A 13,509-nucleotide genomic window follows, 5' to 3' on the forward strand; every position below is an offset into this window, starting at 1 on the left:
GGGGCAATACCGCAGGCCCTGAGGCCTCCTCACGACCGCGCCCACGGATACGTCCATGACCTGGGTCAGCGCACGGCACCGGGAGCGTGCCGGCAACGGAGTCGGCCCCGACCACTACCGGGCTCCGTCATGAGCGGGTCCTGCCGGGCCTCGGGGACGTTTCCCCAGCTCGCGCGCCGCCAAGGCCCAGCTCAGTTCCACCACGGTGTCCGGGGCGTCCAGGCTGGTGCCGGTCAGCTCCTCGAAACGACGCAGCCGGTAGCGGACGGTGTTGACATGAACGTGTGCGCTGCGGGCCACGTCGCGGACGTGCCGCCCCCGCTCCAGGTATGCCCGCACCGACTCCTCGATGAGCGCACCGAACTCCCCCTCCGCCTCCAGCGGGCGCAGATAGCGGTCGAGCAGCAGCTCGGCGAGTTCCGGTTCGGCGACGACGGCCACCCGCCAGGACAGGTCGCCGAGGTCGTACACGCCGCGCAGAGCGTACGCACGGACGGCTTCCAGCAGTCTGCCGGCGGCGCGGAAGGAGCGGTGCACCGTGACCAGGTCCGTCGGCGGGCCGAGCCCCGCCCTCACCTCCAGGTCACCGACCTCCGGCTTCGCCTCGACGACTCCGGCGACCGCCTCGTCCAGCACGGTGAGCAGGCCGCCTCGGCCGTTCCAGCGGCCGTGGGCCTGCAGAGACCGTTCCAGCGCGTCCGGACCGGCGTTGCCGTTCGGGACGGCTCGGATCGCCCGGTACGGCCGTGACGGGTCCAGACCGTAGATCGCCGCACCGCTGTGGATCTCCGTCGCGCTCAGCGTCCCGTGGAGCAGTCCCCGCAGGAAGTCGGCGCGGCGGCGGGCGTCGGACAGGGCGGAGGCGACCTCCGCCTGCCGGTGGACGGCGGCGATCCGCAGGCTCGCGACGTCGGCGAGTTCCCACAGGCACTTGGTGCGGTCGAGGATGAGGCCGGGGTCCAGCCCGCGCCCGGTCGCCTCGGCGATGAACAGATCCCGTATCACGCTCAGCGCCCGGCGGAAGGCGCGGAGCCCGTCGCTGAGCGGCACACCCCGGGCGACCCGGTCCCGGGCCACATCGGCCTCGTCGAAGTCCTCCGGGGCGGGCACCGTCCCCTCTCGTACGACCGCGAGAGCCCGCTGGAAGTGCCGACTCCAGATCTGGTGCAGGAGTTCGCGCGGGACCGCGCGGTAGGACGGAATCTGGTCCGCCAGATCCGCGTGCAACAGCCCGCCCACCTGCCCCTGCTGCGCGGCCATCGCGGCGATGACCCGTTCGATGGGCGCCGCCGGGCCACGCTGTCCGGGCATGGACCTCACCTCCGACCCTCCGGCACCGGCCGTTGTGCACCTGCACAATATGCCGACCTCCGGCCTTGGCCAGGGAGCCGTCGACAATCCGCCGCCCCCGAAAGCACAGTGGCACGACGGCCGAAGGAGTGGATCGGCGCACCCGCGCAAGACGCCGTACGACCGTGCTCAGACCGCTCCCGAAGGACCGAAACGCCCCGACGAACAGTGCGGAGACCGCCATGACCGACGATGACCGTCACCGACCCCACCGCGCCGCCGCAGACACCGGCCCGCGTCTGGCGCCACTGCCCGAGGACGACTGGGACCCGACCGCCCGGAAGCTGCTCGCCCCGATTCCCCGGGACGCCGACGGCCACCTCGCCAACGTCTTCACCACGTTGGTGCGGCACCCCGGACTCTTCCGGCACTTCCTGCCGTTCGGCAGCCATCTGCTGCGCGACGGCCGGCTGCCGGACCGGAGCCGGGAACTGCTGATCCTGCGCACCGCGTACAACACCCGGGCCGCGTACGAATGGGGGCGGCACGTACCGCTGGCCAGGGCCGCCGGGGTCACCGACGAGGAGATCCGGCGGGTCGGCGCGGGTCCGGACGCCCCGGGGTGGACGCCGGCCGACGCCCGTCTGCTGCGTGGCGCCGACGAACTGCACCGGGACGCACGCCTGTCCGCGGCCACCTGGTCCGCACTCGCAGCCTCCCACGACGAGGCACAGCTGATCGAGATCACCATGCTCGTCGGTCAGTACCACATGGTCGCGTTCTTCCTGAACTCCGCCGGTACACGGCTCGAGGCCGGCTACGAGACGGAAACCCTGCCCGCGCCTGCCGCAGCCGGCGCGGACGCCGTGGAAGGGGGACAGGGCGATGCCTGAGCCCCGGCACACCGCGAACCCCCTGGTCGGCCTCCTGACCGGCCGGAGCGTACTGGTCGTCGGCGCGGGCACCCGCCCCAGCGACGATCCGGCGGCCCCGGTGGGCAACGGACGGGCGGTGGCCGTGCGCGCCGCCCGCGAGGGAGCGTCCGTTGCCTGCGCGGATGTCTCCTCCTCCGCCGCGGAGGCCACCGCCGCCCTGGTCGGTGAGGAAGGCGCCCGGGGCCTCTGCGTGGTCGGTGACGCCACGGATCCCGGCCAGGCCTCGGCCATGGTTGCCGAGGCCCTCCGCGGACTCGGCGCACTCGACGCGATCGTGGTCAACGTCGGCATCGGCCTCGGTGCGGGCCTGGCGGACACGTCACCGCAGCAGTGGGAACGTGTGCTCGCGCTCAACCTGAGCGCCCCCTTCCTCGCCGCCAAGTACGGACTGCCCGCGATCGCCGACGGAGGATCGATCGTCTTCGTCGGTTCCGTGGCCGGGCTGCGCGCGGCCACGGACTCCCCCGCCTACGACAGTTCCAAGGCAGGCCTGTTCGGTCTCACCCGCCATGTCGCCAAGGAGGGCGGGCCGCGCGGGATCCGCGCCAATCTGGTCGTCCCCGGCCTGATCGACACCCCGATGGGCCGTGAGGCCTCCACCCGGCGGGGGTCGCGTTCCGCCTCGTTCGGCCGCATACCGCTCGGACGCCAGGGCACCGCCTGGGAGGTGGCCGAAGCCGTCACCTTCCTGCTCTCCGATCGCGCCTCCTACATCACCGGGCAGAGCCTCGTGGTGGACGGAGGGCTGAGCGCAGTCTGAGCCGGTGGGTGCCTGTCGCTTCACCACCGGATGACGGGGCGGGGGCGGTCCCCAGGGGTCAGGGCATCGACCGGGACCGCCCCCACCGGCTCACTTCGTCAGCGGGCCGAACTCCTTGCGGGTGTCCACCGGCGTGCCGAACAGCTGCCACCGCTCGCCCTTGAACCGCATCAGCTGCATGGTCTCGATCGGGAAGGCGTCGCCGTGGCCCGTGGACATGGTGACCCCGGGCAGCAGCATGCCCACCTTCACGCTCTTCAGGTCGCGCACGGCGTCCCGCAGCCCTTCCCTGGTCGGGCACTTCATCCCGGCCAGGGCCTTGTGCAGGCTGGAGGCGACGGCCCAGCCATAGGCGTTGAACTGGTTGGCCGGGTCGGCGTCCGGTGCGTACTTGTGCAGGGCTTTGGTGTAGGTCTTGATCTCGGGGTCGTTCGCCCACTGCGGGTCGGCGGGGTCCTTGAAGTAGGTCGCCGAGACCACGCCCTGCACGTTCTTGAACCCGACGGGCTGGAGCACGGCGGCGGACGAGGCCACGTTGTTGACGATGTGCAGCGGGTTCCACCTGGGGTTCTTGGCGTCGGCGGCGAGTGCCTGGCTGCCGAACTTGGGGGTGGTGACGTCGAGCAGCACGTCCGCCCTGGAGCGGGCGAGGCTCGCCATCTGTGCCGACACGGAAGGGGCGGTGACCTCGTAGCTCTCCTCGGCGACCACCTTGACGCCGCTGCCGGCGACGGCCTTCTTGAACCCGCCGAGCAGGTCCTTGCCGAAGTCGTCGTTCTGGTAGAGGACCGCGACCTTGGCCTTCGGTCGGGCGTCCTTGAGGTACGTGGCGTACACCCGCGCCTCGGCCACGTAGTTGGGCTGCCAGCCGATGGTCCAGGGGTGCTTGTCGTCCGTGCCCCAGGCGGAGGCACCCGTGGCGACGAAGGGCTGCGGCACCTTCTGCTTGTCGAGGTAGTCCCACACGGCCGCCGTGGACGGGGTGCCCAGGGTCTGGAAGACGGCGAAGACCTTCTCCTGCTCGACGAGTCTGCGGGCCTCCTCGACCGCCTTGGGCGGCTGGTAGCCGTCGTCGCGGACCAGGAACTCGACCTTGCGGCCGTCTATGCCGCCCTTGCCGTTGACGTAATCGAAGTAGGCGGCCACGCCCTTGCTGATCGTGCCGTAGGCGGAGGCAGGTCCGGACAGCGGGTAGATCCCGCCCAGCTTGATGGTCGTGTCGGTGATGCCGGTGGTCTGCTGCCCCTTGCAGGCACCGCCGGCGGCGGTGTTCTGGGTGTCCTGCCCTCGCTGGCTGCTGCAGGCGGTCGCGGTGAGCAGGGCGGCGGTCGCGGCCGCGGCCGCCCGCAGAGCGGTCGTCTTGCGCATGTGATTCATTCCTTTTCCGTGCGGGGCGGTGCGCCCACGGGTTCGGCGTCGACCACTGCGGGGTCCGCAGGGGTGAGGGTCGCGGAGGGTCCGGCTTCGGCCCGTGACGTCGATTCCGCGTCGGACGCGGGTCCGGTCTCGGGCGTCCGGTCGAGGGCGGCGGTGGGGCGGGGCAGTCGACGGGCGGCAACACCCAGGACACGGCCCGGCAGACCGGCCAGTCCCGTCGGGGCCACGAACATCACGGCGATGATCAGCAAGCCGAACACCACTCCCGGTGCCGCCTCGCTGAGGTCCTGGGACACGCTCGGCACGTACATCACGAACGCCGCGCCCAGCAGGGGTCCGTACAGCGAGGCGAGCCCCCCGACCACCAGGCCGGCCAGCAGCGTGATGGACAGCACGAAGCTGAAGGAGTCGGGTGAGACGAAGCCGATCACCCAGGTGTACAGGCACCCGGCGACACCCGCGAACATCGCGCTCCACGCGAAGGCGAGGGTCTTGTGCAGCGACAGCCGCACGCCCATGACCTCGGCGGCGCTCTCGTTGTCCCGCACGGCGAGCAGTGCCCGTCCGACCCGTGACCGCAGCAGGTTGCGGGCGAGCAGCAGGGCCGGCGCGGTGACGGCGAGGACGACGAAGAACATCCACTGGTCCTCGGCCAGCCCGCTCCACGCGGGCGGTTGCAGCTTGTCCACGGTCAGCCCCATGGAGCCGCCCGTCACCGGTTCCAGCCGCTTGAGCAGGGGCGGCAGGAACACCGCGAACGAGAGGGTGACCAGGGCCAGGTACAGCCCGCGCAGCCGCAGGGCGGGCACTCCGAAACCGAGGCCCAGCAGGAAGCATCCGGCGGCCGCGACCGGCAGCGTGGCCAGGTGGCCGGTGTCGTACCGGTCGAGCATGACCGCCGCGGTGTAGGCCCCCGCCGCGAAGAACGCGCCGTGCCCGAGTGAGATCTGGCCCCCGAAGCCGACCAGCAGGTTCAGGCCGGCCAGCGCCACGGCGTACACGAGCACCATGGTCAGCTGGAAGACCTGGAAGGGGGCGAAGTAGAAGGGTGCGCCCACGGCGGCCGCCACCGCGAGCAGCACGGTGAGCACGGCCCGCAGCCACCGGACCCGGTCGGTGCCGAGTGCCGCTGTGATGGTGTTCATGCGCGCTCCACCGCCGCCCGTCCGAACAGGCCCTGGGGCCGCACCGACAGCACCGCCAAAATGATCACGAGAGGGACGCCCACCTTCAGATCGGCACCGATCACGTCCACGTACGCCCCGGTCAGCGTCTCGGCGACGCCCACGAACAGGCCGCCGACGACCGCACCGACCGGGCTGTCGAAGCCTCCGAGGGTGGCCGCGGCGAACGCGTAGATCAGCACCCCGCCCATCATGTTGGGCTCCAGGAACAGCACCGGGGCGACGAGGACGCCCGACACCGCGCCGACCGTGGCGGCCAGCCCCCAGCCGAGCATCAGCACCCGGCCCACCCTGATGCCCGACAGCCGGGCGGAGGCCGGGTTGCAGGCGACGGCCCGCATCACCAGGCCGATGGAGGTGTGCTGGAACAGCAGATACAGCAGGCCCATCACGACCGCGACCACGCCGATGATCCCGAGCGTCGACCAGTCCACGCGCACCCCGGCCAGGTCCAGCCCGCCGTCGGGGAAGGGCTGGGGAAAGTCCTTCACGGTGAACGACCAGATCAGGCCGGCCAGCGCGTTGACGAAGATGAACAGGCCGACGGTGACGATGACCACCGTCAGCTCGGGCGCGCCCTGCACGGGGCGGATGACGATCCGCTCGACCAGCATGCCGCCGGCGAAGGACAGCGCGAGGGTGACCGGCAGCGCCAGCCAGAACGGCATCCCGGACGCCATCAGCTGCCAGGCGACGTACGTCGAGAGCATGGCCAGCTCACCCTGCGCGAAGTTGACGATCCCCGTGAACCGGTGGATCAGCACCAGGGCCAGCGCCAGGCTGGCGTACACCGCGCCGGACCCCAGTCCTTCCACCACTTGCTGCAGAAGATCGGTCACGGCGCTCACCCGGCCTTCCGGGCTCGGACGGAGACACCGAGGTACACCTCGGCGACCTGGCCGTCCTCGCGGATCCGTGCGGCCGGTCCGGACAGCACCAGGCGGCCGGCCTCCAGTACGTGGGCCCGGTGCGCGATGTCCAGCGCGAGCTGGGCGTTCTGCTCGACGACGACCACGGTGGTGTGTTCCTCCTCGTTGACGGCACGGACGATCTCGAACAGCTCGCGGGTGACCAGCGGGGCCAGCCCGAGGGACGGCTCGTCGAGCAGCAGCAGCGAGGGCCGCAGCATCAGCGCCCTGCCGATGGCGAGCATCTGCTGCTCGCCGCCGCTGAGGCTGCCGGCGGCCTGGCGCAGCCGCTGGCGCAGCTTGGGGAAGTAGCCGTAGATCCGTTCCAGGTCGGTCGCCACGGCCGCGCGCTCGGCACGGCCCCGCCGCCCGACACCCGTGCGCAGGTGGGCACCGACGCGCAGGTTCTCCTCGACGGTCAGGTCGTTGAAGGTGCCCCGGCCCTCCGGCACGTGCGCCACGCCCAGCCTGGCCGCCTGCTCGGGCGAGCGCCCCAGGAGTTCCGTGCCGTTCAGGGTGACCGAGCCGCGGCCGCGGACCATGCCGCACAGCGCCCGCAGTGTCGTGGTCTTGCCCGCGCCGTTGGGTCCGAGGATCGCGCACACCTCCCCGCGGGCGACGCAGAGGTCGAGGCCCTGCAGCACACGGGCCTGGCCGTATCCGGCGTGCAGGTCGGAGACCTTCAGGAAGTCCGGCTCCGCACTCGCCTCGGCCTCGGCACGGTCGGTGGTGGTTTCGCTCATGCGGCCACCCCCAGGTACGCCTCGACGACCGCCGGGTCGCGCTGGATCGCCTCCGGCGAGCCCTCGGCGATCTTGCGGCCGAAGTCGAGGCAGACCACCCGGTCGCACAGGCCCATCACGAACCCCATGTGGTGTTCGACCACCACGAGGGTGAGGTCGAACTCCCGGCGCACCGACCGGACCAGATCCGCGAATTGGTCGACCTCGCCGTGGCTGAGCCCGTTGACGGGTTCGTCGAGCAACAGCAGCCGCGGCCGTACCGCGAGCGCCCGGGCGAGTTCGACGCGTTTGAGTGTGCCGAACGGCAGCCCGGTGGCGGGGTGGTCGGCCACATCCGTGAGGCCGAGCCGCCGTAGCAAGTCGTCCGCCTGGTCACGTAGTTCCCTCTCCTCCCGCCGGACGCGGGGCAGCCGGAGCGCCGCGGCGAGGTGTCCGGTGCGCCCCCGGCTGTGGGCGCCGATCATGACGTTCTCCCGGACCGTGAGCCGGGGGAACAGGCCCAGGTTCTGGAAGGTGCGGGCGATGCCGCGCTCGGCCACGGCGTGCGGAGGGAGGGCCAGCAGGTCCTCGTCCTCGAACCGCACCTCTCCCCCGTCGGGAGTGCAGCGCCTGGTGAGGCAGTTGAACAAGGTGGTCTTGCCGGCTCCGTTCGGCCCGATGAGCCCCACGGCGGTGCCGGGCTCGACGGTGAAAGCGACACCGTCCAGTGCCGTGATCCCGCCGAAGCGCACGGTGATACCGTCGACCGCGAGCATGAGTGACGCCCTTTCGACGTGCTGGGGGGGTGGGAGAGCGTCACAGTAGGTGCGGGGGTTGCAGGCGCACATTGGGTGTGAGCACCCAACTTCTCGGTCGCCGAACTGTGCGCCGCGCACAAGTGCGGGGAGATGTCTCACGCCGGGCCTGTTGACGGAGTACGAGGCGGGCGGCGACGATCGGCGCCATGCCTCGCGGTCCCGCCCTGGGCGCCCCCCAACCCTCCGATGCGCTCCGCCGGGAGCGGCGGCGGATCCTGCATGCCGTCCACGACCGGGTCGAGGAGGTGGCGGAGACCGCCGTCGAGGTGATGCGCGCGGAAATCCCGTCGTACGCGCTGCAGGACGAACGGTTCTTCGACGACGTGCGGGATCAGGTGCTCGAGCACTACCGGATGCAGCTGGCGGCGCTGGCGGGCGACCGGGAGATAGCACCCGAGGACCTGGTGTTCAGCCGCGCGGCGGCGATGCGCCGAGCACGTGCGGGATTCGCCCTGGAGGACTGGATCAGTGCTTTCCGGGTCGGCCGGCAGGTGCTGTGGGACGCGCTGCTGGACTGCGCGGGCACGTCCGCCGAGGCCCAGCAGGCCGCGCTGTTGCTGGTCACGCCGCTGATGCGGTACGTCGACTACGCCAGCACCCATGCCGCGCAGGCCTATGTCGAGTATCAGCAGCATGTGGTGGCGGACGCGGACCGGGAGCGCCGGGATCTCCTGGACCAGCTCCTGGCCGGCGTGGCACCGACGCGCGGTCCGCAGTTCGCCGCGGCGCAGGCGTACGGCATCGGGCCGCGCTCGCCGATGATGGCGGTGGTGGCGGTCTGTGTCGGCGACACGCGCACCGGGGACCTCACCTCGGCCGAGAACGGGTATGCCACCAGCGCGTCGATCAGCGTCGCCGGGCCCTGGGCCGGCCGGACCCTGGTGGTCGTGCGCCACGAAGAGGTGGTGGCCGTGCCCGTGGTGCGGGCCGGTATGAACGCGGAGGACATATGCGTCCACTTCGAGGCCGTGCAGCGGCGGCTCGCGCGGGAGGGGACGATGCTCGCCATGGGCATCAGCACGGTGGCCCGGGGCGCGTCCGAACTGCCGCGGGCCTACGCGGAGGCGCGCGCCGCCCTCGACCTGGTGCCGAGCGGGGGCGGGGTGGCGGCGCTGCCGCGGCTGTCCCCCTTCGACTATCTGGCGTTGCGCGCCGACGACCTTGCCCGGCAGCTGGTCGATCCCCGGGTGCGGGTGCTGCTGGAGGAGGACCGCAGACGCGGCGACACGCTGGCCGCCACCATTCGGGCCTTCGCGGAGGCGGACCTCAATCTGCGGCTGGCCGCCGAGCGGCTGCGGGTTCATCACAACACGGCGCACTACCGGTTGCGCCGGATCGAGGAGCGCACCGGCCGCAACCCGCGCCGGATCGCCGACCTCCTGGAACTGCTGGTCGCCCTCGCCATCCGCGACGGGGCCGGGGAAGGTGGGGATTGCCGGTGAGCGGCGTCGTGGAGTCTTCCGGGACCGGGTCGGGGTCTCAGCCGCCGGGCGGCCATGGGGACAGGGGCCTGGCGGAGGGGCACGCCGGGCAGAACCGAACGGTCCGGCGTGCGCTGCTGGACGCCGCGCTGGAGGTGTTCGACGAGCGCGGTTACACAGACGCCGGTCTCACCGAGATCGCGGCGCGCTCCGGCATCCCGGTGGGCAGTCTCTTCCAGCACTACGGCGGAAAGCGGGGGCTTTACCTCGCCCTGTGGGAGGAGTTCCGGGAGGAGCAGGAGCGCCGGACCGCGGCCACGCTGACCGCCGAGCGCAGCCGTGGTGTGGACGACCCCACCGCGCTCTTCGTGGCGGGAGCCCGGGCGTACCTGGAGGGCGCCTGGGACAACCGGCGGCTCGGCAGACTCCTGGTGGAGGACGACGCCCCGGCCGGCTTCGAGGCGCTGCGCCGCCAGTGGGACCGCGCATGGGTACGGCGCAACGCCCGGCTCCTGGAGGTGGACGAGCGGCAACGCGCCGGCCGGGTCCGGGTGAGCGTGCTGACCACCGTCATCGGAGGAGCGGCGCGCGAGCTGGGCGACTGCGGGGACGATACGGAGGCGCAGGAGATCGTGGACGAGGTGTGCGGCATCCTGATTCATCTGTCGGCACCCCCCGGCTGAACCGCCCGGCGGGTGGCGCGAGCATACTGACCAGTAGGTACGGCCGGTCAAGAGAGGCGCCGATTTTCTTCCGCGGGGGCGAGGTCGCCCGCCCGCGATCGAGGCGACCGTGGCTTCCCCGTCACGCAGAGCGCCGTCTCTATCCGGTCATTCCCCTACCTGCCAGTAGACACCGCACTCCGTGAATGGAACGCTCCCTACAGAGCGCGGACGGCTCACGCGCCGTTCGCACCCCGCCAGCCCCACCCGTTCCGGCCCGCCTCGTCGCTCGAGCGCCCCACCGGAAGGCGCCCGACCGCGTTTCTCCACGGGCCGCATCTGCACCGGCAGGACCACTTCGCGCCGGCAGCAGGTCCTCGCATCAGTCGAGTTCTCCCTTTCCTCACCGAGAGGAGTTCACCTGATGAACGTCCGAACCAGCCCGACGGCACTCGCCGTCCTCCTCACCACGGCAGTGGCACTCGCCGCCCCCACAGCCAGGGCCGCCGTGCCCGCCGCCGCCGAACCGACGGAGTTCACCGTGGACACCACGTCCGACGCAGTCGATGCCGATCCGTCGGACGGCCTGTGCCGCACCGTGTCGGGCGCTTGCAGCCTGCGCGCCGCGGTGATGGCCGCCAACGCCCGCCCGGGCAGCACCGTCACACTGCCCCCGGGCCGCTACCGGCTGACCGTCCCCCCGGATCCCAGCAAGATCATCGGAGACCACCCCGACCCGACCACGGGTGACCTGAACGTCGTCGCGCCCACCACGTTCCGCGGCTCCGGCGCGCGGACCACCGTCCTCGACGCCAACCACCTGGACCGCGCCTTCCGCATGCAGGCCGACACCCGGCTGTCCGATCTGACGATCACTGGAGGAGTGGCCAAGGAGCGAGAACTGCCCATCACCGACACCGGTGGCGGCGGCATCGCCAACGGGCACCACATGACGCTGCGACGGGTCGCCGTGACCGGGAACTCCGCGGGCTACGGCGGTGCCATCTTCAACATCCCCGGCTCGCACCTGGATCTCATCGACAGCACCGTCAGCGGGAACGTCGCGGGGGAGGCCGGTGGCATCAGATTCGACGACAGCGGCACGGTGACCAACTCGACGGTCGCCGACAACCGCGTGACGAACCCGGGCGACCGTCCCGGCAGCCTCGCCGGCTACGGCGGCGGGATCGACATCCGCGGCCGGGGACCCGTGGAGATCCTCAACTCGACCATTTCCGGCAACAGTTCGAGCGACGGCGGAGGCGGGATCAACATCGCCCCGGCCTACCTCGACAGCCTGCCCTACCCGATTCCCGACGTCATCGATCTGCCGCTGGGGCGACTGACGTTGCGCAACTCCGTCGTCGCCGGCAACACCGTCGACGGCAAGGCCGCCGACTGCAAGAAGGCCTTCGCGACCATCGCATCGGAGGGCCACAACATCGACGGTGACGGAAGTTGCCGGCTCACCGCCGCGGGCGACCTGCCCAGCCGTGCGCCGCTGATCGGCCCGCTCGCCGACAACGGCGGCCCCACGGACACCGCCGCACTGCTGCCGGGAAGCCCCGCCCTGGACGCGGCGGCCGACTGCCCGGCCACCGATCAGCGCGGTGTCGCCCGCCCCCAGGGCACCGGCTGCGACATCGGCGCCTACGAGCACACGTCATGACCACACCGCTCGCACCGGCATCGGGAGATGCGATGAGATCGCCGAGCCTGCGCAACACCCTGGCCCGCTCCATGATCGCGGTTCTGGCCCTGCTGCTGTCGGCCCTCGCCGTTCCCCCGCCCGAGGCCCGGGCCGATGCCGCTCACGACTCGCTGGTCGTGCGGACCGACCGCGGCTGGGTGCGCGGCGCGGTCCACCGAGACGGCGGCCGGGTCTTCCAGGGCATCCCCTTCGCCGCCCCGCCGACGGGCGAACTGCGCTGGCGTCCCCCACGGCCCGCCGAACGCTGGTCCGGCGTACGGGACGCCACCGCACCGGCCCGGCCCTGCCCCCAACCGCCGCTGACGCTGCTCCCCGACGGCGGCCCCGTCCTTCCCGGCGAGTCCAACCGCACCGGCAGCACGACGGAGGACTGCCTGTATCTCAATGTGTGGACACCCGCCCGCACCGGCGGCCGGCCCCTCCCCGTGCTGGTGTGGCTGCACGGCGGCAGCAACGCCTACGGCGCCGGCAGCGACTACGACGGCTCGGCGCTGACCGCGCGCGGCGTGATCGTGGTGACCGTCAACTACCGCCTGGGAGCACTGGGGTTCCTCGCCCACCCCGCCCTGTCGTCGGAGAGCGCGGACCACGCCTCCGGCGACTACGGCCTGATGGATCAGCAGGCCGCGCTGCGCTGGGTTGCGCACAACATCGGCGCCTTCGGCGGCGACCACGACCGAGTGACCCTCGGCGGCCAGTCAGCCGGATCGGTGGACACCTGCGCCCACATCGCGTCCCCGACCGCCGAAGGCCTGTTCCAGCGGGCGATCCAGCAGAGCGGGAGCTGCGCCTCGGACGGCGGTCTGACACCGCTCACGCTCGGCGCGGCCCAGCAGAGAGGAAGCGACTTCGCGGCCTCGGTCGGCTGCGCGGACCCGGCGACCGCGGCGAGCTGTCTGCGCGCCCTGCCCGTCACCGAACTCCTTCGCGGCACCGGGACCGGGACAGCCTCCTTGTGGAGCCCGAACACCGGGCCACGTGTCCTCCCGCGCGCTCCGGACAGAGCATGGGCCGAGGGACGGGTGAACGCCGTCCCGACACTGAACGGCAACACCCATGACGAGTACCGGTACTTCACCGCACTGCAGGTGGATCTGCTCGGTGGCGGCCCCCTGTCCGCCGCCTCGTACGCCGCCCTGATCGGGCTCCAGCACGGCGGCCGTGCGGCGGCGGTGCTGCACACGTATCCGGCCTCGGCGTATCCGTCCCCGAACCTGGCCTATTCCGCCGTCAACACCGACCAGCGGTTCGCCTGCCCGGCGCGGGCCGACAGCCGGCTGTACGGCACCCGGGCGCCCGTCTACGCCTACGAGTTCCACGACCCCGAGGCCCCACCGTTCATCCCAGCGCCGCACACTCCGCAGGGCGCGTTCCACGCCTCCGAACTGGCGTATCTCTTTCCCATGGACTCCCTGCGCCTGACGCCCGCCCAGCGGCGGCTGTCCGCCACGATGACCGCCTACTGGGCACGGTTCGCGGCCACCGGCGACCCCAACGGCTCCCGCGCTCCCGCCTGGCCTCGCCACACGGCCGAAGGTGACCGCGTCCAGGTGCTGGCGCCGGACCGCATCACATCCACCACCGGCTTCGCGACCGACCACCACTGTGCCTTCTGGCTCCCCTCCCCCGCTTCCCGCGGAGCCGTGCGATGACGTGAGGTTCCGGCCCGCCGCCGCGGCCGACCAGAGCGTCCGCGAGGTCACGGCACAGGGCTCCCCCGC

Annotated in this window: 12 protein-coding genes; 6 read left to right on the forward strand and 6 right to left on the reverse strand. The window is 72.0% G+C overall.

What is annotated here, in order from left to right:
• Positions 1–114: 114 nt before the first annotated feature.
• Positions 115–1,311, reverse strand: coding sequence for a PucR family transcriptional regulator (locus ACZ5CW_RS18870; RefSeq protein ID WP_468602638.1), 1,197 nt, complete (start codon positions 1,309–1,311; stop codon positions 115–117).
• 221 nt (positions 1,312–1,532) lie between these two features.
• Here ACZ5CW_RS18870 and ACZ5CW_RS18875 point away from each other — a divergent pair, with 221 nt between their 5' ends.
• Both ACZ5CW_RS18875 and ACZ5CW_RS18880 read left to right on the forward strand, forming a co-directional pair.
• Positions 1,533–2,183, forward strand: coding sequence for a carboxymuconolactone decarboxylase family protein (locus ACZ5CW_RS18875; protein ID WP_468602640.1), 651 nt, complete (start codon positions 1,533–1,535; stop codon positions 2,181–2,183).
• Positions 2,176–2,985 carry an SDR family NAD(P)-dependent oxidoreductase gene (locus tag ACZ5CW_RS18880; protein ID WP_468602642.1) on the forward strand — a complete coding sequence of 270 codons (810 nt, stop codon included), beginning with the start codon at positions 2,176–2,178 and terminating at the stop codon, positions 2,983–2,985. The genes ACZ5CW_RS18875 and ACZ5CW_RS18880 overlap by 8 nt, the downstream gene beginning before the upstream one ends.
• Before the next feature lie 90 nt (positions 2,986–3,075).
• Here the strand turns inward: ACZ5CW_RS18880 and ACZ5CW_RS18885 are convergent, their stop codons facing one another.
• Genes ACZ5CW_RS18885 through ACZ5CW_RS18905 form a run of 5 tightly spaced genes read right to left on the reverse strand, consistent with a single transcriptional unit; the run spans position 3,076 to position 7,952 of the window.
• Positions 3,076–4,353, reverse strand: a complete 1,278-nt coding sequence (locus ACZ5CW_RS18885; protein ID WP_468602644.1) for an ABC transporter substrate-binding protein — start codon at positions 4,351–4,353, stop codon at positions 3,076–3,078.
• Positions 4,354–4,358: 5 nt separating this feature from the next.
• On the reverse strand, positions 4,359–5,507 hold the full coding sequence (locus tag ACZ5CW_RS18890) for a branched-chain amino acid ABC transporter permease (RefSeq protein WP_468602646.1): 1,149 nt from the start codon (positions 5,505–5,507) through the stop codon (positions 4,359–4,361).
• The gene (locus ACZ5CW_RS18895) at positions 5,504–6,385 is read right to left on the reverse strand and encodes a branched-chain amino acid ABC transporter permease (RefSeq protein ID WP_468602648.1); all 882 of its coding nucleotides are present in this window, start codon (positions 6,383–6,385) and stop codon (positions 5,504–5,506) included. The genes ACZ5CW_RS18890 and ACZ5CW_RS18895 overlap by 4 nt, the downstream gene beginning before the upstream one ends.
• 5 nt (positions 6,386–6,390) lie before the next feature.
• A complete protein-coding gene (locus ACZ5CW_RS18900) occupies positions 6,391–7,197 on the reverse strand; it encodes an ABC transporter ATP-binding protein (protein ID WP_468602650.1) in 807 nt (268 codons plus the stop codon).
• Positions 7,194–7,952, reverse strand: coding sequence for an ABC transporter ATP-binding protein (locus ACZ5CW_RS18905; RefSeq protein ID WP_468602652.1), 759 nt, complete (start codon positions 7,950–7,952; stop codon positions 7,194–7,196). Before ACZ5CW_RS18905 ends, ACZ5CW_RS18900 begins: the two co-directional genes overlap by 4 nt.
• A gap of 188 nt (positions 7,953–8,140) precedes the next feature.
• Here ACZ5CW_RS18905 and ACZ5CW_RS18910 point away from each other — a divergent pair, with 188 nt between their 5' ends.
• The 4 genes from ACZ5CW_RS18910 (at position 8,141) to ACZ5CW_RS18925 (ending at position 13,440) form a co-directional block, all read left to right on the forward strand.
• The gene (locus tag ACZ5CW_RS18910) at positions 8,141–9,436 is read left to right on the forward strand and encodes a PucR family transcriptional regulator (protein WP_468602654.1); all 1,296 of its coding nucleotides are present in this window, start codon (positions 8,141–8,143) and stop codon (positions 9,434–9,436) included.
• Entirely contained in the window at positions 9,433–10,098 is a 666-nt protein-coding gene (locus tag ACZ5CW_RS18915) for a TetR/AcrR family transcriptional regulator (RefSeq protein ID WP_468602656.1), read from the forward strand. Before ACZ5CW_RS18910 ends, ACZ5CW_RS18915 begins: the two co-directional genes overlap by 4 nt.
• A gap of 403 nt (positions 10,099–10,501) precedes the next feature.
• Positions 10,502–11,746: a choice-of-anchor Q domain-containing protein gene (locus tag ACZ5CW_RS18920; RefSeq protein WP_468602658.1), complete on the forward strand. Its 1,245-nt coding sequence runs from the start codon at positions 10,502–10,504 to the stop codon at positions 11,744–11,746.
• A gap of 32 nt (positions 11,747–11,778) precedes the next feature.
• A complete protein-coding gene (locus ACZ5CW_RS18925; protein ID WP_468602660.1) occupies positions 11,779–13,440 on the forward strand; it encodes a carboxylesterase/lipase family protein in 1,662 nt (553 codons plus the stop codon).
• Positions 13,441–13,509: the final 69 nt, after the last annotated feature.

This window comes from Streptomyces sp. NPDC031379 (assembly GCF_055569615.1).